General features: G+C 68.1%; 25 protein-coding genes and 1 pseudogene. 14 read left to right on the top strand and 12 right to left on the bottom strand.

Features of this window, described 5'->3' with window-relative positions:
- The first annotated feature begins 40 nt into the window (after nucleotides 1-40).
- Entirely contained in the window at nucleotides 41-580 is a 540-nt protein-coding gene (locus ACYVGE_RS07925) for a DUF6630 family protein (protein WP_460728743.1), read from the top strand.
- Nucleotides 581-648: 68 nt separating this feature from the next.
- On the opposite strand, the gene ACYVGE_RS07920 is transcribed toward ACYVGE_RS07925, so the two are convergent.
- The 3 genes from ACYVGE_RS07920 to ACYVGE_RS07910 form a co-directional block, all read right to left on the bottom strand.
- Nucleotides 649-2,046 carry a M20/M25/M40 family metallo-hydrolase gene (locus ACYVGE_RS07920; protein WP_460728742.1) on the bottom strand — a complete coding sequence of 466 codons (1,398 nt, stop codon included), beginning with the start codon at nucleotides 2,044-2,046 and terminating at the stop codon, nucleotides 649-651.
- 118 nt (nucleotides 2,047-2,164) lie between these two features.
- Entirely contained in the window at nucleotides 2,165-2,635 is a 471-nt protein-coding gene (locus ACYVGE_RS07915) for a hypothetical protein (RefSeq protein ID WP_460728740.1), read from the bottom strand.
- 102 nt (nucleotides 2,636-2,737) lie between these two features.
- The gene (locus tag ACYVGE_RS07910) at nucleotides 2,738-4,255 is read right to left on the bottom strand and encodes an FAD-dependent oxidoreductase (protein ID WP_460728738.1); all 1,518 of its coding nucleotides are present in this window, start codon (nucleotides 4,253-4,255) and stop codon (nucleotides 2,738-2,740) included.
- A 175-nt stretch (nucleotides 4,256-4,430) separates the two neighbouring features.
- Between ACYVGE_RS07910 and folE the strand changes: the two genes are divergently transcribed.
- From folE to ACYVGE_RS07880, 6 genes are all read left to right on the top strand, one after another.
- Nucleotides 4,431-5,054, top strand: a complete 624-nt coding sequence (folE, locus tag ACYVGE_RS07905; RefSeq protein WP_460728736.1) for a GTP cyclohydrolase I — start codon at nucleotides 4,431-4,433, stop codon at nucleotides 5,052-5,054.
- Between the two features lie 19 nt (nucleotides 5,055-5,073).
- Nucleotides 5,074-5,793: an RNA polymerase sigma factor gene (locus ACYVGE_RS07900; RefSeq protein WP_460728734.1), complete on the top strand. Its 720-nt coding sequence runs from the start codon at nucleotides 5,074-5,076 to the stop codon at nucleotides 5,791-5,793.
- 93 nt (nucleotides 5,794-5,886) lie between these two features.
- Nucleotides 5,887-6,231, top strand: a complete 345-nt coding sequence (locus ACYVGE_RS07895) for a hypothetical protein (RefSeq protein WP_460728731.1) — start codon at nucleotides 5,887-5,889, stop codon at nucleotides 6,229-6,231.
- Complete coding sequence (locus tag ACYVGE_RS07890; protein WP_460728729.1) at nucleotides 6,228-6,689, top strand: DUF2231 domain-containing protein; 462 nt, start codon at nucleotides 6,228-6,230, stop codon at nucleotides 6,687-6,689. Before ACYVGE_RS07895 ends, ACYVGE_RS07890 begins: the two co-directional genes overlap by 4 nt.
- A 90-nt stretch (nucleotides 6,690-6,779) precedes the next feature.
- Nucleotides 6,780-7,178, top strand: a complete 399-nt coding sequence (locus ACYVGE_RS07885; protein ID WP_460729115.1) for a YciI family protein — start codon at nucleotides 6,780-6,782, stop codon at nucleotides 7,176-7,178.
- A gap of 9 nt (nucleotides 7,179-7,187) precedes the next feature.
- Nucleotides 7,188-7,850: a YceH family protein gene (locus ACYVGE_RS07880; protein ID WP_460728727.1), complete on the top strand. Its 663-nt coding sequence runs from the start codon at nucleotides 7,188-7,190 to the stop codon at nucleotides 7,848-7,850.
- Nucleotides 7,851-7,890: 40 nt separating this feature from the next.
- On the opposite strand, the gene ACYVGE_RS07875 is transcribed toward ACYVGE_RS07880, so the two are convergent.
- The 5 genes and pseudogenes from ACYVGE_RS07875 to cysK all read right to left on the bottom strand — a co-directional run.
- Nucleotides 7,891-8,868 (bottom strand): quinone oxidoreductase family protein, encoded by a 978-nt coding sequence (locus ACYVGE_RS07875; RefSeq protein WP_460728726.1) that lies wholly within the window; start codon nucleotides 8,866-8,868, stop codon nucleotides 7,891-7,893.
- A 147-nt stretch (nucleotides 8,869-9,015) separates the two neighbouring features.
- Nucleotides 9,016-9,378 (bottom strand): cupin domain-containing protein, encoded by a 363-nt coding sequence (locus ACYVGE_RS07870; protein ID WP_460728725.1) that lies wholly within the window; start codon nucleotides 9,376-9,378, stop codon nucleotides 9,016-9,018.
- Nucleotides 9,379-9,527: 149 nt separating this feature from the next.
- Nucleotides 9,528-10,280, bottom strand: a complete 753-nt coding sequence (locus tag ACYVGE_RS07865; protein ID WP_460728724.1) for an alpha/beta hydrolase — start codon at nucleotides 10,278-10,280, stop codon at nucleotides 9,528-9,530.
- A gap of 100 nt (nucleotides 10,281-10,380) precedes the next feature.
- Nucleotides 10,381-10,911: a glutaredoxin domain-containing protein gene (locus tag ACYVGE_RS07860; RefSeq protein ID WP_460729113.1), complete on the bottom strand. Its 531-nt coding sequence runs from the start codon at nucleotides 10,909-10,911 to the stop codon at nucleotides 10,381-10,383.
- A pseudogene (cysK, locus tag ACYVGE_RS07855) lies at nucleotides 10,894-11,916 on the bottom strand (cysteine synthase A); the annotation flags it as partial. The pseudogene cysK and the gene ACYVGE_RS07860, both read right to left, overlap by 18 nt.
- Nucleotides 11,917-12,138: 222 nt before the next feature.
- Between cysK and ACYVGE_RS07850 the strand changes: the two are divergent.
- A complete protein-coding gene (locus ACYVGE_RS07850; RefSeq protein WP_460728722.1) occupies nucleotides 12,139-12,507 on the top strand; it encodes an RcnB family protein in 369 nt (122 codons plus the stop codon).
- A 102-nt stretch (nucleotides 12,508-12,609) separates the two neighbouring features.
- On the opposite strand, the gene ACYVGE_RS07845 is transcribed toward ACYVGE_RS07850, so the two are convergent.
- Together ACYVGE_RS07845 and ACYVGE_RS07840 are read right to left on the bottom strand one after the other, a co-directional pair.
- Nucleotides 12,610-13,170 (bottom strand): YaeQ family protein, encoded by a 561-nt coding sequence (locus ACYVGE_RS07845; protein ID WP_460728720.1) that lies wholly within the window; start codon nucleotides 13,168-13,170, stop codon nucleotides 12,610-12,612.
- A 110-nt stretch (nucleotides 13,171-13,280) separates the two neighbouring features.
- Nucleotides 13,281-14,027 (bottom strand): glucose 1-dehydrogenase, encoded by a 747-nt coding sequence (locus ACYVGE_RS07840; protein WP_460728718.1) that lies wholly within the window; start codon nucleotides 14,025-14,027, stop codon nucleotides 13,281-13,283.
- Between the two features lie 201 nt (nucleotides 14,028-14,228).
- On the opposite strand from ACYVGE_RS07840, the gene ACYVGE_RS07835 reads away from it, so the two are divergent.
- The 5 genes from ACYVGE_RS07835 to ACYVGE_RS07815 all read left to right on the top strand — a co-directional run bounded on the left by ACYVGE_RS07835 (nucleotide 14,229) and on the right by ACYVGE_RS07815 (nucleotide 16,915).
- Nucleotides 14,229-14,519 carry an I78 family peptidase inhibitor gene (locus tag ACYVGE_RS07835; protein ID WP_460728716.1) on the top strand — a complete coding sequence of 97 codons (291 nt, stop codon included), beginning with the start codon at nucleotides 14,229-14,231 and terminating at the stop codon, nucleotides 14,517-14,519.
- A 184-nt stretch (nucleotides 14,520-14,703) separates the two neighbouring features.
- Entirely contained in the window at nucleotides 14,704-14,973 is a 270-nt protein-coding gene (locus ACYVGE_RS07830) for a hypothetical protein (RefSeq protein WP_460728714.1), read from the top strand.
- Between the two features lie 86 nt (nucleotides 14,974-15,059).
- Nucleotides 15,060-15,443, top strand: a complete 384-nt coding sequence (locus tag ACYVGE_RS07825; protein ID WP_460728712.1) for a hypothetical protein — start codon at nucleotides 15,060-15,062, stop codon at nucleotides 15,441-15,443.
- A gap of 14 nt (nucleotides 15,444-15,457) precedes the next feature.
- Nucleotides 15,458-16,054, top strand: coding sequence for a hypothetical protein (locus ACYVGE_RS07820; RefSeq protein WP_460728710.1), 597 nt, complete (start codon nucleotides 15,458-15,460; stop codon nucleotides 16,052-16,054).
- Between the two features lie 108 nt (nucleotides 16,055-16,162).
- Nucleotides 16,163-16,915: a hypothetical protein gene (locus tag ACYVGE_RS07815; RefSeq protein WP_460728708.1), complete on the top strand. Its 753-nt coding sequence runs from the start codon at nucleotides 16,163-16,165 to the stop codon at nucleotides 16,913-16,915.
- Nucleotides 16,916-16,972: 57 nt separating this feature from the next.
- On the opposite strand, the gene ACYVGE_RS07810 is transcribed toward ACYVGE_RS07815, so the two are convergent.
- Complete coding sequence (locus ACYVGE_RS07810; RefSeq protein ID WP_460728706.1) at nucleotides 16,973-17,644, bottom strand: SDR family oxidoreductase; 672 nt, start codon at nucleotides 17,642-17,644, stop codon at nucleotides 16,973-16,975.
- 229 nt (nucleotides 17,645-17,873) lie between these two features.
- Between ACYVGE_RS07810 and ACYVGE_RS07805 the strand changes: the two genes are divergently transcribed.
- Nucleotides 17,874-18,167, top strand: coding sequence for a GYD domain-containing protein (locus ACYVGE_RS07805; protein ID WP_460728704.1), 294 nt, complete (start codon nucleotides 17,874-17,876; stop codon nucleotides 18,165-18,167).
- A 43-nt stretch (nucleotides 18,168-18,210) separates the two neighbouring features.
- Here the strand turns inward: ACYVGE_RS07805 and ACYVGE_RS07800 are convergent, their stop codons facing one another.
- Nucleotides 18,211-18,693 carry a GNAT family N-acetyltransferase gene (locus ACYVGE_RS07800; RefSeq protein WP_460728702.1) on the bottom strand — a complete coding sequence of 161 codons (483 nt, stop codon included), beginning with the start codon at nucleotides 18,691-18,693 and terminating at the stop codon, nucleotides 18,211-18,213.
- Between the last annotated feature and the right edge of the window lie 14 nt (nucleotides 18,694-18,707).

Below are 18,707 nucleotides of genomic sequence, written 5' to 3'. Positions count from 1 at the left end.
ACCGGGGTTTATGCTGCTCGCGTCCACCGAGGGACACGCGATGAATACGCACTCCGAATACGACCCCGACGACAACTTCGCCCGCGCCTTCGGTGCGGAATCCGTGCTCGACGAGGACGCGGCGCTCGAGGCCGTGGCCTGGCAGTTGCTGCTGCTGATCAATCCCGGCGACGAGGATGCGGCGATGCAGCAGTTCGCGACCTGCCGCGATGCGCTCGACGAAGGCACCGATCCGGTGGAAGCGTTGCGCGACGCCATCGACTGGAAGTCCGGCTTCTTCATTGCCGGCGACGATCCGGCCGGCCTGATCGACGTGCTCAACGAACTCGCCTCGCGCTACGACCTGCGCATCGACTGGGGCGTGGAGGATCCGAGCGACGAGGACTTCCTCGACGACGCCGAGGTGCCGGCACTGATCGGCACCGCCTTCGATCGCCTGCGCGAGCACCACTACACGCTGTGGACCTGGGAAACCGGTGGCGAGGACCACGCCGGCTGGATCACCCGGCAGCAGGATGACGAGGCACTGCCGCTGGTGGCCGGCGCGCTCGGCTTCCACGTGCGTCCCGGCGCCGGGTAGTCGCGCCGGGTTAACTCGCATCATGCGCAGGACGGGTGCGCGCACCCGTCCCGCGGATCGCGGCCGGCTTAGCCGGCCAGTTTGCTCAGCATGCGTACCCAATGGTCGACGTCGTCGCCGAGGGCCTTCACCGGCAGGCGCTCGTCGCGGCCGTGCGCACGCATGTCGTCGGGCACGATGCCCCAGGAACCGTCGACGCCATAGACCGGGATGCCGTTCACGCGGAACGGACGCGCGTCGCTGGCGCCGGTGCTCATTTCGGGGATCACCGGCACCTTCGGGAACATCGCGTGCACGCTGTCGGTGTAGGCCTTGAGGACGTCGGGACGCAGCGGCGAATCCAGCGACGCCACGGCGTCGTCGAGACGCGTCACTTCGACCTTGTCGCCGGCGATCTTCTGCAGTTCGTCGCGGATCGCGTCGGGCGACACGCCGGGCAGGATGCGGCAGTTCACCGTCGCCTTGGCCATCTGCGGCAACGCGTTGGGAGCGTGGCCGCCGGTGAGCATCGTCGCCACGCAACGCGTGCGGGTCAGGCCCACTTCGCCGACGTCGGCTTCGATCGTGTCGGCCGCGGCGCCGTTGGCCGGGTCCTTGAGCCAGGCGCGCATCGCATCGCCAAGCGCACCGGGCTCGCTCTTCTGGCGCTCGCCGAAGTAGGCGCGCGTGGTCGGGTTGAGCGCGGGTTCGAAGCGATAGCCGGCCAGCCGGTTGAGTGCATCGGAGAGCTGGTAGATCGCGTTGTCCGGACGCGGCTTGGAACTGTGGCCGCCGGCGTTGTGCGTGGTGAAGGCGTAATCGGCGTAGGTCTTCTCCGCGGTCTGGAAGGTGAAGCCGAGCGGGCGCTTGTCCGGACCGAAGCCACCGCCACCGCCGTCGGCGTTGAGGCCGTATTCGGCATCGAGCATCGACTTCCATTCGGTGGCACCGAGCAGCGCGCCCTTGCCCGTGGTTTCCTCGTCGCCGGTGAACAGCACGACGATGTCGCGCTTGGGCTTGAAGCCCTTCGCCTTGAGCTCCAGCAGTGCGGTGGTCACCGACACCACGCCCATCTTGTCGTCGCTGGTGCCGCGACCGTAGAAGTAGCCGTCCTTCTCGAGCAGGGTGAACGGATCCACCGACCAGTCCTCGGCCTTGGCCTCGACCACGTCCATGTGCGCCATGAGCAGGATGGGCTTGGCCGTGGCCTTGCCGGCCGCCGGCCAGCGCACGATCAGCGCCGCGGTGTGGTTTTCCGGCGTGGCGTCGTAGGGCATCACACGGATGTCGCTGTCGGCCCAGCCCGCGGCCTTGTACTGGCCGGCGAGGTACTGCGCGAGTTCGGGCACTTTGCCGCGCCCGGCTACGGTCGGTGTCTCGATGGCCTGCTTGAACAATTCACGTGCCTTGGCATGCCATGGATTGTCCGCGGGTGCGGCAACGGCGGAACCGGCGAGCAGCGCGGTGGCGAGTATCACGGTACGCATCAAAAATCCCCCTGGATGGAAACGACAGGCCGAAAGCGCGGTTATACCGTGGGCATCGGCGGCGAAATGTGCGGTGGAGCCGGCATGGCTTTGCCGGATGTGGTGGCTGCGCCGTCGATCACGCCACGTCCCGCGTGTCGCGATAGCCCTTTCCCGACAACGACAGCAGTAATCCGGCGATGCTGACAAGGCCGATGACCAGGTGCATGGTGTTGGCGCCCGAAACTCCGGCCAGCGCCAGCGGCTTCATCGCGCTGACACCGCGCTGCATGAGGAAGTGCAGCACCGCCAGCGCATACATCAGCGGAATCAGGGCGCGGTAACGCAACAGGACGACAAGGAAGACCAGGCCAAGCAGTACCTGCTCCAGCCCCATGCGTGCCATCAGTCCGATGATGTTCTGCGCCGCACCGGCGGGGTAGCTGTCGAGCGGCATGGTCGACACCGACTGCGCGCCGCCGTCCGCGCGCAACACATGCACCAGGCCGAGCGCCACCTTCATCAGCGCCAGCGGGACGAACAGCCACAACGCCAGCGCATGCCCGCGAAAGCGGTTGTTGGCGCGCGCGGGAAAGATCCTGTCCAGCATCGATGGCCCCCTCGGCGGCGCTGGGATGGCGTCGCAAGCGCTCGAGTATTCCCAGAGTGCGGGGCACGCGCGTGTGCCGGTAGTCCCGCTGGGGCGAGGACGTCACGACTGCAGTTGCGCCTCGATCGTCAGATTCTCCAGGTCCCGTCCGAGCGACGCCGCCGCCACCAGTCGGCCCGCGCGGAAATAGCGCGCCGTGCAATCGTGCGCGGCCGGGCTGCCATCGAGGCTCACTTCATCCCAGCCGTTGCCGTGTCCGACGTAACGCAGGTCCAGGCCGTAGTGATGGGTCCAGAAGAACGGCACGTCGGTGAAGGCTTGCGCGGCGCCGAGCAGGTTCGCCGCCGCGGCCTGGCCCTGGCGCTGTGCATGCACCCAATGCTCGACGCGCACCAGGTCGGCGCCGTGCCGGTAGCGCGCGACATCCCCGGCCGCGTAGATGTCTGGCAGCGAGGTCTGCAGCTGGGCGTCGACGAGGATTCCATCCTCGACCGCGAGTCCGGCGGCGGCGGCGAGCGCGGTGCAGGGCTTGACACCTGCGCCCACGATCACCACGTCGGCGCGGATGCGGGAGCGGTCGGACAACGACAGCGTCTTGCCATCGAAGCCCGTCGCGGTCGTCTGCAAGTGGAACATCACGCCGTTCGTGGCGTGCAGTCCGGTGAGGAAGCGGCCCAGCTCGTCACCGAGCACGCGCGCCATCGGCACGTCTTCCATCGCCACGACATGCACCTCGAGGCCGCGCGCGCGCAGCGCGGCGGCGGCCTCCAGGCCGATGAAGCCGGCGCCGATCAGTGCCACCGACGTCGCGTGACCCACGGCAGCAATGATCCCGCGCGCATCCGCCAGCGAGCGCAGCAGATGGACGTTCGGCAGGTCGAAACCAGGCACCGGCAACCGCACCGGTTCCGCGCCTGTGGCCAGGAGCAGCGCGTCGTAGTCGATGGGTTCGCCGGAGCGGATGGTGACCTGGCGCAGGCCGGTGTCGAGGCCGGTGACCTCGCACGCCAGGCGCAGGTCGATCCGCTGTTCGCTGTAGAACTCCGGACCCTGCAGGGGAATCCACTCTTCCGGCGCGGTGCCGGCGAGATAGTCCTTGGACAGATTGGGGCGATCGCAGGGCGGCGCGCTGTCGGCGCTGAGCATCGTCAAGGTCCCGGCAAACCCCAGCTGGCGCAGCCGCTGCGCCGCCGCGAAGGCCGCCGCACCACCTCCGACGATCACGATGCGCCCGGGGTGTTCGCGCGCAGACGCGGGCGCCGCAACACTGTCGCTTGGCGCGGACTGTGCGCTCACGAATGCGCGGTCATCGACGATTTCGACTTGCCAGGTCGCCAGCGCCGCGAACGCGGGCGCCTTCAACGCGATGCCGGTGCGCAGGCTGAAACAGGCGTGATGCCAGGGACAGTGGACCTCGTCGCCGACCACCAGGCCTTCGGCCAATGGCCCACCGTAATGCGTGCAACTGCCGCTGACGGCGAAGAGGTCGTCGCCGCGGCGCGCCAGCAGCACGGGAGCGCCGTCGACATGACCGGCGAGAACGCCCGTGGCGGGCACGCTCGCCAGGGGCACGCCCTGTGCCAGGTCGGGGCCGGTCGGAACGGTGTCGGGCTGCGCCATGGCATGACTCCTCGCGTCCGCGCGGCCGCCGGCATGCGGCCCTGTGCATTGGATGCCTGGACCGGCGGCAGGTTCCCGGCCCGGGCGCGGGTCGAGCGTACTCCTGCCGGCCGGGAACCTCTTCCGCACTCGTGCATCTGTTCGGATAACCCTCGCCGATTTGAGACCCGCCCCGATGCTCGATGCCCGCCTACATGTCGTGGAAGCGCCCGCTTCGCCTCCCGCAACTACCGAGGATGTGCGGCCCTCGCGACAGGAGGCCGAAGCCGCGGTCCGCACCCTCATCCGCTGGGCCGGCGACTCCCCCGCGCGCGAAGGCCTGCGCGACACCCCCGCGCGCGTCGTGCGTGCCTACGAGGAATGGTTCGGCGGATACACGATCGATCCCGCGGACCTGCTCGGCCGCACCTTCTCGCGCGACGGCTATGACGACATCGTGTTGCTGCGCGACATCCCGGTGCGTTCGGTGTGCGAGCACCACATGGCCGCGATCCGCGGCGTCGCCCATGTCGCCTACCTGCCGGGCGAGCGCGTCGTGGGCATCTCCAAACTCGCGCGCCTGGTGGATGCCTATGCCCGGCGCCTGCAGATCCAGGAGCGCCTGACCGCGGAGATCGCCGACACCCTCGCCAACGCGTTGCAGCCACGCGGCGTGGCGGTGGTCATCCAGGCCTCGCACGAATGCATGACCTCGCGCGGCGTGGGCACGCCCGGTGTCGGGATGGTGACGCGGCGGCTGCTCGGCCAGTTCGAGCAGGAGCCGTACCGGCGTGACATCCTCGCGGCGTTGTCCGCGTGATCCACGAGAGGCAGTTGCCATGATTCTCCCAGACGCCCGCCATGCCCTCGACTACGACGCACTCGCCGAAGCCACGCTGGTCGGCCTGGTGCAGCGCGGCGATCGCCTGGCGTTCCACCAGGTCATGCGGCGCTGCAACCAGCGCCTGTTCCGGGTCGCGCGCGGCGTGGTCAACGACGACGCCGAGGCCGAAGACGTGGTCCAGGAGGCCTACGTGCACGCATTCGAGAAGATCGCGACATTCCGCGGCGATGCATCACTGCTCACCTGGCTGACCCGCATCGTGCTCAACGAGGCCTACGGCCGACTGCGCCAGCAGCGCCCCAGCGTCGGCATCGAGCAGATCGACGCGACGCACGCCGACGACAGCCGCGTGGTCGCATTCCCATCGAAGTTCGGCAACGAGGATCCCGCCGCCGCCGCCGCGCGCGAGCAGGTGCGTCGTCTGGTCGAACACGCGATCGATGCGCTGCCCGAGCCGTTCCGCATCGTCTTCGTCATGCGCGAAATCGAAGGCTGCACGGTGGAGGAAACCGCAGCGAGCCTGGAACTGCGCAGCGAAACGGTGAAGACGCGGCTGCACCGCGCGCGCCGGCTGCTGCGCACCGCACTGCACGACACCCTGGCGGGCACGCTGACGGACGCGTTTCCGTTCCTGGGGCCGCGCTGCGATCGCATGACCCAGGCCGTGCTGGCGCGCGTCGAGGCGCACCCCTCAAACCCGGCCGAAGGCGCTTGAGGCCTTGGCCACGTCACACGCCACGTCACACCCTTCGAACTCCATCCCCTGCGACATCGTTCCGTCACGTCCCTTCATCCTGAGGAATTCGCCATGTTGACCACTGCCCTTCTGATATTCGCCGTCGCCGCCCTGGGCGGCATGATCCTCGCGACCAGCGTGCTGCGCGGTCGACTCGCACCGTGGGCCCTGTCGGCCGCGCACGCCCTGCTCGGTGCAACCGGACTGGTGCTGCTGATCATGATCACCCTGCAGGGCGCGGGTACCGCACGCGTCACCGCCGCACTGGGCGTGCTGGTCGTGGCCGCGCTCGGCGGCTTCTACCTGGCCTCCATCCATCTGCGCGGCAAGCTCGCACCCAAGGGAGTGGTGTTCGTCCACGCCGGTGTCGCCGTCGCCGGCTTCCTCACCTTGTTGAGCGCCGTACTCGCGGCATGAAGCATCCCCTGCACCCGGCCCTGGTCCACTTCCCGGTCGCGTGCTGGTCGTTGGCGACGCTGGCCGATCTGGCCAGCCTGCGCTGGGCACCCGCCTGGCACTACGCCGGCCCCCTGATGGCGGCCGGCGTCGTCACCGCCCTCGCGGCGATGGCCGCGGGTTTCGTGGAACTGCTGAAGCTGGGAGACGATCATCCCGCCAATGCCGACGCCAACTGTCACATGCTGTTGGCGATGACCGCCCTCAGCTGCTACGGCGCCAGCCTGTTCCTGCGCCTGGAAGGGATGACATTCACGCGACCGGATGCGATCGGCATCGCAGTGGGTGCGGCCGGTTTCATCGCCCTGTGCCTGACCGGCTGGCTGGGTGGAAAGCTCGTGTATGTACACGGCGTGGGCGTGGGCCGGACCCGCGCTCCAGGCAGCAAGGACGGCGACCGCCCGCCCAGGACCACCTGACTGCGCGGGGGCCGCACCCCCGCGCATTCACTCACGACGCCCGCGGGCCGAGCAGGCATCATGGCGCCCTCCCACATGGAAGGCGCGCACATGCAGTTCCTGATGCTGGTCTACACCGACAACACCCTGATGGACACCATTCCCGAGGCCGAGTACGCCGCGATGATGCGCGGCTGTTTCGCGCACGCCGACGAACTGCGCGAAGACGGCACGCTATTGGGATCCCAGCAACTCGAACCCGCTCCGACCGCGCGCACCATCCGCACGCGCGATGGCAAGACCAGCATCGTCGACGGGCCGTTCGCCGAGACCAAGGAAATGCTGGCCGGTTTCAACCTGATCGAAGCGGACAGCCTCGAGGAAGCCGTGCGCATCGCGGCGGAGTTTCCATGGTCGCGCACCGGCAGCATCGAGGTCCGGCCCATCCGCGACATGGACGCGGTGCGCCGGCATGTCGGCGCCACCATGCCCACGGCCGCCAACGCCTGACGGGAGCGCATGCGCATGGCCAACACCATTCCCGTACTCACCGTGGCGCAGGCGCGCGCCCTGGGCTGCCTGATCGAAAAGGAAGCCACCACGCCCGACGCCTATCCGCTGACGATCAATGCCGTGCAGGTGGCCGCGAACCAGAAGACGGCACGCGATCCGGTACTGGCGCTGGAGCCGGGCGAGGTCCAGCACGCCCTGCGCACGCTGGAAGCGCTGCGGTTGGCGAAGCAGGTGTTCTCTTCGCGCGCCGAACGCTACGAGCATTGCGCCGGGCAGTTCTTCAGCCTGCCGCAGCCGCAAGTGGCGCTGCTGGGATTGCTGCTGTTGCGCGGCGCGCAGACCGCGCACGAACTGCTCACGCGCAGCGAGCGGCTGGCGAAGTTCAACGACGCCGACGACGTGCGCCATCACCTGGAACGCCTGATCCAGCGCGAGCCGGCCCTGGTCGTGCTCGTGCCGCGCGGTCCCGGCCAACGCGAGGACCGCTACGCGCACCTGCTCAGCGGCCCGGTCGACGTGGCGGCGATCGCCGCGCGCATCGGTGCGCAGTCCGGCGAATCGGCAGCGCCGCAGACGGCGGCGCTGGAAGCACGCGTGGCCGCACTGGAAGGCGAAGTGGCGGCGCTGCGCGAGGAAATCGCGGCACTGCGTGGTGATCGCGCTTCGTAAGGCTGCGGAAAGCGATCACCGCGATCCCACACGCATCACCTCACGGAATCAGCAGCACCTTGCCGGCGCTGCCGCGTCCCTCCAGCAATGCATGGGCGCGCGCGCCTTCGCGCAGCGGCACGCGCGCGGCGATCGCCACCGCGAGTCCGCCGGAGCGGACCGCGGCGAACAGGCGGTCGGCGCGCTGCTGGCGGGCATCCGCGCTGGTGAGCACATTCCACAGGTCGCCGCCGACCAGCGTGAGCGAGCGGTCCATCAACACGCGCGGATCGACCGGATCGGGATCGCCGGCGGCCATGCCGTAGAAGACCACCGTGCCGCCCGTGCGTGCGAGCGCGAGGCTGTCGGCGAGCGTGCGTCCCACCGAGTCGTAGACGACGTCCGCGCCGGCGGGGACGAGCGCGCGCACGCGTTCCTGCCAGCCCGTGCCCGCATCCACCGCGTCGGTGGCACCGGCGGCGAGTGCGGCGCTGCGCTTGGCGTCGCTGGAGGCCAGCGCGATCACGCGGGCGCCCTTGCCGCGTGCCAGTTGCACCAGCAGCTGGCCGACGCCGCCACCCGCGGCGTGCACCAGCAGGGTTTCGCCCGCCTGCACCGCATGGCTGTCCTCGAGCAGGAACTGCGCGGTCAGGCCCTGCAGCAACAGCGCCGCGGCGGTGTCGAAGTCGATGTCGTCGGGCAGCGCGATCAGTTTGTCCAGCGGCACCGCCACCTGTTCGGCATTGGCGAACGCGCTGTCGGCGAAGGCGACGCGCTGGCCGACGCGGAAGCGCGGTGCCGGCTGGGCCGAATCGTCCGTGGCCAATGCGACGATCTCGCCCGCGCCCTCGTAGCCGGCGATCCAAGGCGGCGTGCCGGCAAGGTGGTAACGCCCCTGCCGCCGGTACACGTCGGCGAAATTCAGACCGATCGCGCGCGTACGCACTACCGCGACGCCCGGCGCCGGCTGCGGATCGGGAAGGGTGGTCCACTCGAGGACCTCGGGGCCGCCGAAGCGGGAGAAGGTGAGTGCGTGCATGCACCCATTGTCAGGCCGCCGCGGTGGCGATGCCACGCGCTGCGACCAACGGCGCAGCAACCCACTGTTCTACGGCGCGCGAGGACGCTGCGTCGCGCACCGGTTCGCACCGATGCACGACGGAATACGCGTGCGAGCGCTGCGCGGCTACTTGGCCTTCAATTCGATGACCAGCGCCTTCGCCGGGGTTTTGCCGGTGTTGGTGGTGTCGTGCGTGACCGGCCCGCTCCAAAGGGTGTCGCCGGCTTTGGTGTGCCGTGCCTTGGTCGTGCCGTCCGCCATCGTCTGCGATGAATCGCCGTCGGCGAGGTAGTAGACGACGTTGTCGCCATGCGAATGCATGCCGGTCTTGCCGCCCGGGGGAATCACCAGCTCGATCACCCTCACCTTGTCGTTGTCCAGCAACACCTTGGCATTCTTGCCCGCCGTCATCGCCAGGTCCTGGCTGGCAACCGAGAACGGCACGGCCACGGCCAGCAGGCAGAGGGCCGACGTGATGGATCGCTTCATGGAAATCTCCCGGTTGGGTCGCTGAATAGGCGCGGGGCCGCGCCATGGCGTTAGATCACGCCGGAGGCGAGACGGGCCATCACCCCGACGGGTGCCGCCAGGCCGCAGCCCTGATGGCAACCCGATCGCGGAACATCCCCCGCCGGAATTCAGCCGGTGCGCGCCGCGCCCAGGCCTTGCAACGCACGCACCACTGACGGCCATGCCGCGCTGAGCGGGTCGATCAGGGCGAAATGGCCGCAGCTGGCCAGCCGCTGCAGCTCGACCTCGCGATGCGTCGAAACGTACGAAGCGGATACCTCGAACGGCACGACGTTGTCCGCGTCTCCGTGCAACAGCCGCGTCGGGACTGCAGGCGCGGGACGCTGGCATGGATCGAGTTGCGGATGCGCGCGTGCCTCGCCACCCAGGAAATCGAATACCGCATTGCTTCCCAGTCCGAGTTGTTGCGCCAACACCAGGTCGGCCGCGGGCGCCAGCCCCAGCACGCCGCGCAGCGATGGCACCACGACTCCCGTGGCTGCGAGCAGCGCCAGGTGTCCGCCGGCCGAATGGCCCACAACGATGACGTCGCCGCGATGCATGCGCACGCGTGCCGGAAGCAGCGACAGCGCAGCGGCAACATCGGCAACACTCAGTTGTGGCGTTCCGGGCACGCGGCGATAGCCGATCGCCGCCACCGTCCAGCCCGCTGCGGCGAGTGCCGCCGCCATCGGCCCGGTCTGGTCGCGACCGTACTGCGGACGCCAGAAGCCGCCGTGGACGATGACGAGCAACGGACGCGTTCCGGCATCGCCGTGGCCATGGCGGACATCGGCGACCTGATCAGCGGCGTCGCCATACGCGACGGTGTCATCCGGCGCGGGAGCCGCGCGGGTCAATACAGACTCGTCTTCGTGCATGCGGATTTGACGGCAGACGTCGCAAGCGGGGCGCCGTAGCGTACAGGCCTGCACGCCGCCCATGGAACCGGCCGCTGGGATACTGCGTGCGATGGATCGATCAGCGCGGATGCAGCCACGCTGGCAGCAGGCTCTCGGGCTCGACGCGCGCGCCCTCGTCGAAGGCGACACCGCGCGCGCGCAGCCGTTGCTGCAGGCGGCCATCCCGGAACATGTCGAACGTTTCCGTGCAGCCGCCGATGAATTGACCACCGACGAACACCTGCGGAATGGTTCGACTGCCGGTGCGCGCGGCCAGCACGGCGCGGATCTGCCCGCCGCGGTCGTCCCGCTGGTACGCGGTCGAATCGAGGTCGACCGAGCGATAGGGCATTGCGCACTGCGCGAACAGTTTGCGCAGCGACCAGCAGAATTCGCACCACTCCAGGGCGAACAGCACCAGTGGCTGCTCTGGATCGGCGAGCAGTTGCGCGACGAAGGCCTCCACTTCGGCCGACGCCGCCGGCGCCGCGACCTTGTCCTCGCCGCTCGCCGTTGCCGTTGCCGCCACCGCGGGCGGCGGCGCTGGTGTCGGCGCATCGAAGCGGCACCCGGGCGTCGAGCGCGACAACGCCCATTCCTCGTCGGACATGTCGACGCTGACGCCTTCGAACAGCGGCGTGCTCAGGTAACGCTCGCCGGTGTCGGGCAGCATGCACAGCACCGTGGCTCCGTCCTCGGCCGCGGCTGCCAGCTGCAGTGCCCCGGCCAGCGTCGCGCCGGCTGAGATGCCGACGAAGATGCCTTCGCGCTGCGCCAGTTCGCGCGCCAGCCGCACCGCATCGGCGCCATTGATCGGCAGGACGCGATCGACCAGCCGTGCGGTCAGTGCGTCCTCGGTGAGCTTGGGGATGAAGTCGGGCGACCAGCCCTGCATGAGGTGCGGACGGAATGCCGGGTGGCTGTCGCTGGGCGTGCCGTCCGGCCGGCGTGGCTGGGCGATGCCGCTGCCCAGGATCGGCGAGTTGTCCGGCTCGCACACCACGATCTTCGTTTCCGGGCGTTGTGCCTTGAGCACGCGCGCGACGCCCTTGAGCGTGCCGCCGGTGCCGTAGCCGGTGACCCAGTAATCCAGGCGTTCGCCGGCGAAGGCTTCGAGGATCTCCGGCGCCGTCGTGCGCGAGTGCATGTCGGCATTGGCTTCGTTGTCGAACTGGCGGCACAGGAACCATCCATGCGCCTGCGCCAGCTCCACCGCCTTGGCGAGCATGCCGCTGCCCTTCTGCGCGGCCGGTGTCAGCACGACCTTCGCACCGAGGAACCGCATCATCTTGCGGCGCTCGACGCTGAAGTTTTCCGCCATGGTCACCACCAGCGGATAACCCTTCACCGCGCACACCATCGCCAGCCCGATGCCGGTGTTGCCGCTGGTCGCCTCGATCACCGTCTGTCCCGGTTTCAGCGTCCCACGCTGTTCCGCGTCCTCGATGATGCCGAGCGCAAGCCGGTCCTTGACCGAACCCATCGGGTTGAACGCCTCGACCTTGACGTACACGTTCGCGTGCGGCGGCGCGAGCTTGTTGAGGCGGACGATCGGCGTGTTGCCGACTGTCTTCAGGATGTCGTCGAACTTCGCGTTTCCGGGTTGGCCTGGCATGGGAGCGACCTCCGCGATCGGTGGGCGCACTCAGCATCGGGGCGCCGCAGGCGCACAGTCGTCCCGTTGCCATGTGACTGTCAAACATCCTTGCCCGCTTGGGGCGCGGCCTTCACGCCGTCGCGGCATCGCTGAACCGTTGCGACGCGTTCATCGCGGCGTGTCACCGCATTCATCCCGGTCTGCCTAAGGTGCCCACACCGTACGAGCAAGGAGATCGACATGAGGAAGCACACACCGATGGTCGTTGCGTTCGCCATGCTCGCCTTCGGCGCCATGCCGGCATTCGCCGGCAAAGGCCATGGGCACGACAACCATGCCGTGGCAACGGGCCAGGTGCCGCCGGGCCATGCGCCGCAGGCCGAGGGCCGCCACGACAACGGCCTGCACCGGGGCTGGCAGAAGCAGGCGTGGAAGCGCGGCGATCGCGTCGTATGGGCGGAAGTCGATCCGCGCTATTACGTGAACGACTACCGCGTCTACCGCCTGAGTACCCCGCCGCAGGGCTATCGCTGGATCCGTCCGATGGATGACCGTTACCTGCTTGTCGACGTGGCAAGCGGCATCGTCGCGCAGGCGCTCGGCTATTGATCCATCTGCACGCGGCCAGCTGGCTTGGCTAGCTGCATCATGCGAAGGCTCCGCAAGCGGGGCCTTCCTTTTTGGCTGGGGACTCACCTGGCCGAAGCCGGGTTACACCGGTGTCGCCATCGACGGCGCCTTCCGCACCGACGGGCGCAGCGCGACGGTGTGCTCGGTATTCATCAGCTGCAGTTCGCCGTCCTGGATCATCGCGGTCATGCGCATGCTGCGCTCGTACAACGCGGTGACCGCGGCGACGCTGTCGGCATCGATATCGATCACGGTGAGGTTCTTCAACCGCGCCAACGTTTGCGCGTTCTTGTTCCACCACACTTCGGCGCCGTGGCCGCTGTAGGTGATCACTACCACCTGTTGCGCGCGCCCGCAGGCCTTGCGGATGCGCGACTCGTCGGGCTGGCCGAGTTCGATCCACTGTTCGATCTCGCCGGTGTAGTCGCGGCGCCACAGCGCCGGCTCTTCCTCGTCGCTCAGGCCGCGGCCGAATTCCAGCCGTTCATCGGCGTGCAGCGCGAATGCCAGCAGCCGCACCATCAGGCGTTCCTCGGTCTCCGATGGATGCTGGGCCAGGATGAGGTTGTGCGACGCGTAGTAGTGCCGGTCCAGGTCAGTGACCTGTAACTCGGCTTTGATGACGGTGGCCTTGGGTGCCATGGTTCTGCCTGGCTGCAAGGCCGGTCGAAAGGGGCTTCATTCTAGGCGCATGCAGCGAAGGAAAGACGGCAATCCAGCGATTGCCGTCCTCCCGCCGCTTCAGGTCCGTCTCAGCGCAGGCCGCCGCTGGCCAGCACTTGTTCCCCGGTGAGCCAGCGCGAATCGTCGGAGGCCAGGAACACGGCGAGCGCGGCGATGTCGTCGGGCTGGCCGACGCGGCCCAGCGGCGTCTGTGCGACCGTGCCCGCCTCGAACTCGGAACCGACGAAGCCCGCGGTGTGCGTGCCCTCGGTTTCGATCATTCCCGGGTTGATCGCATTGACGCGGATCCGGCGCGGGCCCAGTTCACGCGACAGCACGCCCGTGATCGCATCCACCGCGCCCTTGGTGCCGGTGTACACCGCGCTGTGCGGCGGCGTGATGCGTGAAACCACCGAACTGATGTTGATGATGCTCGCGCCTTCGCCCAGGTGCGGCGACGCGGCCTGCGTGGTCAGCAGCAGGCCCAGCACGTTGATGTTGAAGTGGCGGTGGAAATCGTCCTCGGTGATGGCCTCCAGCGGGGCGAAGCCATAAACGCCGGAGTTGTTGACCAGGATGTCGAGCCGGCCGAACTTCTGCACGGCGGTATCGACCAGGGCCTTGGCCTCGGCCTGCTTCGAGACGTCGCCGCGCGCGGCGATGGCTTTACCGCCGGCCGCATTGATGCGGGCGACGACCGCTTCGGCGCCCTCCTTGCTGGAGGCATAGTTGACGACGACGGCCGCGCCTTCAGCGGCCAGTGCGGTGGCAATGGCGGCGCCGATGCCTTTGGATGCGCCGGTGACGAGGGCGACTTTGCCGGTGAGCTTGCTCATGGTGGTTCCTGTGAACTGAGGGAGGTCGGGCGACGACGGCGCATGCAGAGCGCACGGCCGATTGGTGCCCACACGACGTGGAGGTGGCCCGGCCCGGCAAAAGTGCGGAAATCAGGGAAGCAACATCCCGTCGGCGGGACACGCCTGCCGGCCGGCGAAGTGCGCGTACACTTGCCAGCGAACTCCAGCCCCGGAGGCCGCATGAAAGCCGTCGCACTCACGACCCTGTCCCTGCTGACACTCGCCTCCGGTTGCGCCAGCACCGAGCCCACACCGCATGTAAGCAGCGGTGCCTGCCAGACGGACACTTTGGGTTGGGTCATCGGGCTTCCTGCGAACGAAGAAAATGGCCGTCGCGCCTTTCGTGAAAGCGGGGCCGGGTTGTGGCGCACCGTCTCACCGGACCAGGCCATGACCAAGGACCGGCGCCCCGATCGCCTCACCATCCGCGTCGATGATGCCAGCCGGATCATCGACGTGGGCTGCTACTGATCGATTCCCACTGCCGCTTTCACGCGGCGAGCGGCTGTCCATCGCATTCAACTTGCGCGCGACGCGTGTCGCGCATCGTCCATCCCCCGACCGGGGGAATGACAGCCCGCGGTCGCAACGCCTGAATAAACCCAGCGCACCGTAGTCTGCGCGTGCGCGTCAATGGTTTCCCGTGAGGTGTCTGATGAACCTCATCTATTCGCACAGTTACAACAGTGCGCGCGCCTTCGCCATGCACCACGACTTCATGCCAGGCGACTGGAAATGGCTCCGCGATCCCGACGTTCTGCTGCACAACCCGCGCTCCGATGTGTTCAAGGTGGAACACTGGGAAGAAAATCCACAGCGGGACAAGATCGACGAGGCCATGGAGCGCTTCCAGCGCGCGCATCGCCTCGGCACCGTCGTCGATGTGGATGCCTTCCACGGCACGCTGGGAGTCTCGGGCACGTAATGCGCGCCACGATGTGACAGATCACGTGGATGGCGGTCTGCGATCCATGGAGAATGTGCGCTCCGTTTTCATGGCGCACTTCCCCCATGCTCCGAGCTCCCCGCTTCCTCCAGGCTGTCCCCCTTGCCGCGATCTTCACGACGATCGCAGCGCTCTCTGCCTGCGCCACCACAGCACCGGCGGCAACCCCGCTGGTCGTCGGCGAGCAGGCGACGATCGCCGGTGAAGTGGTCCGCGTCGACACCGGCCCGTGGGCCTACGACGGCCACGCGGTGGTCAGCGTTGCCACCGCCGCGGGCACCGTCAACGTGCAGCTGCCGGCGCGCTGGAACCTGTGCAAGGCTCCGCCGCCCGGCGACGTGCAGGCCTTGAAGCCCCACGATCGCGTCGAGGCTGTCGGCACCGTGACCGCGGCGGATGCGCTGATGGTCTGCCAGCAGCCGCAGCACCATCTGCGCAAGCTGGACTGAGCGTTGCCGAGGCCATGAGCTCCGATGCGCAGTCCCGCCGCCTCGCGCTGCATGCCAAGCGCGAGGCGCTGCGCGCGCAACAGGCCGGGCGCATGGCGCAACAGCAGCGCGCGGAGGAGATTGCCGCCTTCCAGCGCCATACCGGCGGCGCACTGCAGGCGGCGGGCGTGCATTACGAAATGCTGTGGCCGGAAGATTCGGGGCGACGCGGACCTTTGCCGACCTATCCCATCGGCCTGGCCAGCATCCACTGGCCACTGGTGCCGACCGCCGTCAGTACATACGGCGGTACCGCAAATGCGTTGAAAGCGTTGTTCGACGAGGCACTGCGTGCATTGCATCTCGCGCCGGCCACAATAGTGATCGCCGACTGGTGCATCGGCGGCATGCCGCGCGTCGCGCTGTCGGCAGCCGACGCATCCACGCATGCCATCACCTTGATGCATGCATCGTCGGACCTGTGGGTATACGCCGCCGACGCGAGCTGGGTGATCGAGGTCTATCACGAAGGCACGCTGACCTACGCGGATCGACCTGGTTCGCCGGAGCATGCCGGCGACGGCTGGCGTCCGCGCAAGGGCTCGCCGCAGGGCGGCAATGCGGGCTCATGACCGGGTCAACAGCCCGTGAAACGCCTCCGACGCCCGGTTAACCTGCATTTCGCGGGGTCGTAGCAGGAGCGCGCCTACGTTCAAGTCCCCCCGTCCAGAGTCATCTCGATGAACACGATCCAGTACGCGGCCGCCGCCGTGCTCGTCGCGACTGCCGCCCTGCCCGCGCAGGCGGGCGAACTCATCCTGCCGGACTTCCACCTTTCGGACTTCCATGCGCCGCTGCGCATCGACAACCCGCTCTCGCCGATGAAGGCGGGTACGTTCACGGTGGCGCACGAACTCGAGGACGGCGAGTGCAAGGTCAACGACGTCATCATCACCGATCGGTCCAAACACGACTTCATCGGCATCTACGCCGGCCTGTCCGCGCGCGTGGTCCGCGACCTCGTGTACCAGGACGAGGAGTGCAACGGCAAACGTGGCCTGCTGCTCGAGGACACCTCCGACTTCTACGGACAGGACGACAGCGGCAATGTCTGGTACTTCGGCGAAGAGACGGTCGAGTACGAGTACGACGACAAGGGCAAGCGCATCAGCAGCAGCACCGAAGGTTCGTGGGAGGCCGGACGCGACGCCAAGGCCGGCATCGTGATGTTCGCGGACCCGCAGGTGGACGTGCGCTATCGCCAGGAGTTCTCGCCGGGCGTGGCCGAAGACAACGCGAAGGTCAAGGCGATCGACATCCACGTGAATACCTCGCTGGGCAGCTTCAAAGGTTGCGTCAAGACGCGCGAGACGACGCCCTTGTCCCCGGGTGATGTCGAGTTCAAGTACTACTGCCCCAACATCGGCCTCGTGAAGGTGGTGTCGCCCACGGTGGATGGCGGTGCGGAGACGGTCAGGCTGGGTGTGCACTGACTCACCGTGCGCTCCGTGATGTCCGCGCGGCCCTTGCTTGCGCGAACGTCTTCGCGCCTACCAGGGCAATGGCGTGCCATTGGCATGCTGGAAGCTGCCGCTCTGCGCGAGCGTGAGTGCGTCCAATCGTGCGATCAGCTGCGTCGCGGCCTGCTCCGGACTGACATCGCCATTGCCGCCGACCATGTCGGTGGCGACGTAACCCGGATGCAGGAGCACTACGGCTATCCCGCGCGATTCCAGATCCAGCGCCAGCGACTTGCCGATTGCATTCACCGCCGCCTTCGAGGCGCGGTAGCCGTAATAGCCGCCGGAACCGTTGTCCGCGACCGAGCCCATGCGGCTGGTGATGATGCCGATCTTGCCGCCCTCGGCCATGCGGTCGCGCAGCGCCTGGGCCACGCGTAGTGGGCCCAGCGCGTTGACTTCGAACTGGCGGCGCATGCGCTCGAAACCCGCCGCGTCGATCGCGCCCAGCGACTCCTGGCCCAGGATGCCGGCATTGAGCACGAGCGTGTCGATGCGCGTGTCGGCCAGGCGCGTCGCGAGCGCATGGACTGCGGCATCGTCGCTGACATCGACGCCCGCCTCCACGGTTGCGGCGGTGGCATCCAGCGCCGGACTCGATTGGCGGCACACCGCGATGACGCGGTCGCCGCGTGCCGTGAACTGCTGTGCCAGGGCGAGGCCGATGCCGCGGTTGGCGCCGGTGATCAGGACAGTGCGCATGACAGGCTCCTATGGGAATGGAGATCGTGGCCCCGTGCACGTAATGCACAGGCGAAACCTCAAGCACCCGAGCGGGGGACCGGTTGCGGAGACCGGCTCCCGCATGCCGCGGCGTTGATACGAGAGGACCGCAGGCAATGCCTGCCGACGACCAGCGCCACGGACCCGACGCTCGCCTGCTTTCAAGGGTCCGCCCCATTCCCAAGGGTCCGCACAGGAGCAACCGACCATGGCGACGTACATCGCACTGTCCACCTTCACCGACCAGGGCATCCGCAACGTCAAGGACACCACCAAGCGCGCCGCCGCCGTCAAGGAAATGGGGAAGAAATTCGGCGCCGACATGACCCAGATCTACTGGACGCTGGGCTCGTACGATCTGGTCGTGATCATCGAAGCGCAGGACGAACAGGCAGCGACCGCGTTTGCCATGGCCATCGGTGCGGCAGGCAATGTCCGCACCCAGACCCTGCGCGCCTTCAATGCCGACGAGATGAACGGGATCATCGGCAAGATGCCCTGAGCGTGATGCGGACTGCGACGCACGGCCTCGGCGCCAGTCGGCGCTAATGGGCGCCCTCGACTCCCGTCGACCCGAGCACCTTCTCGAGACGCACCGCGTCGACAACGCCGCGGTAATAGCCTGGCACCCGGCTTCGCGCGCCATACCCCAGCGCCGCATAGAAACCGATGGCGCCTGGGTTGTCGGCCCTGACTTCGACGCCGATTTTTTCCAGTCCGGCGGTCAGCGCGCATTGCTCGAGCCACAGCAGGATGTGCCGGCCCAATCCGCGGCGGCGTTGCGCCGGTTGCACACCGAGAAGGACCAGGTGCGCCGCCGTGTCGCCGTAATCCATGATGCCGACGGCAAGCAGGTCGCCGCGGTCTTCGATAACGGCAACGTTCGTCGTCCTGCTGCGGATGGCGCGCAGGATCCGTTCCGGCGTGTAGCTCCAGCCGAGGCCGTATTCGATGAAGTCGCGCGACAGTCCGGCAATGGCACGAGCATCGCCCGGGGTCGCGAGCCGAACGGAAGGAATCGCCAACACGAGGACGATCTTAC

The organism is Lysobacter rhizosphaerae (assembly GCF_054779795.1).
Note: the sequence above shows the minus strand (reverse complement) of the source record. Positions and strands in the feature narration are given on the sequence as shown.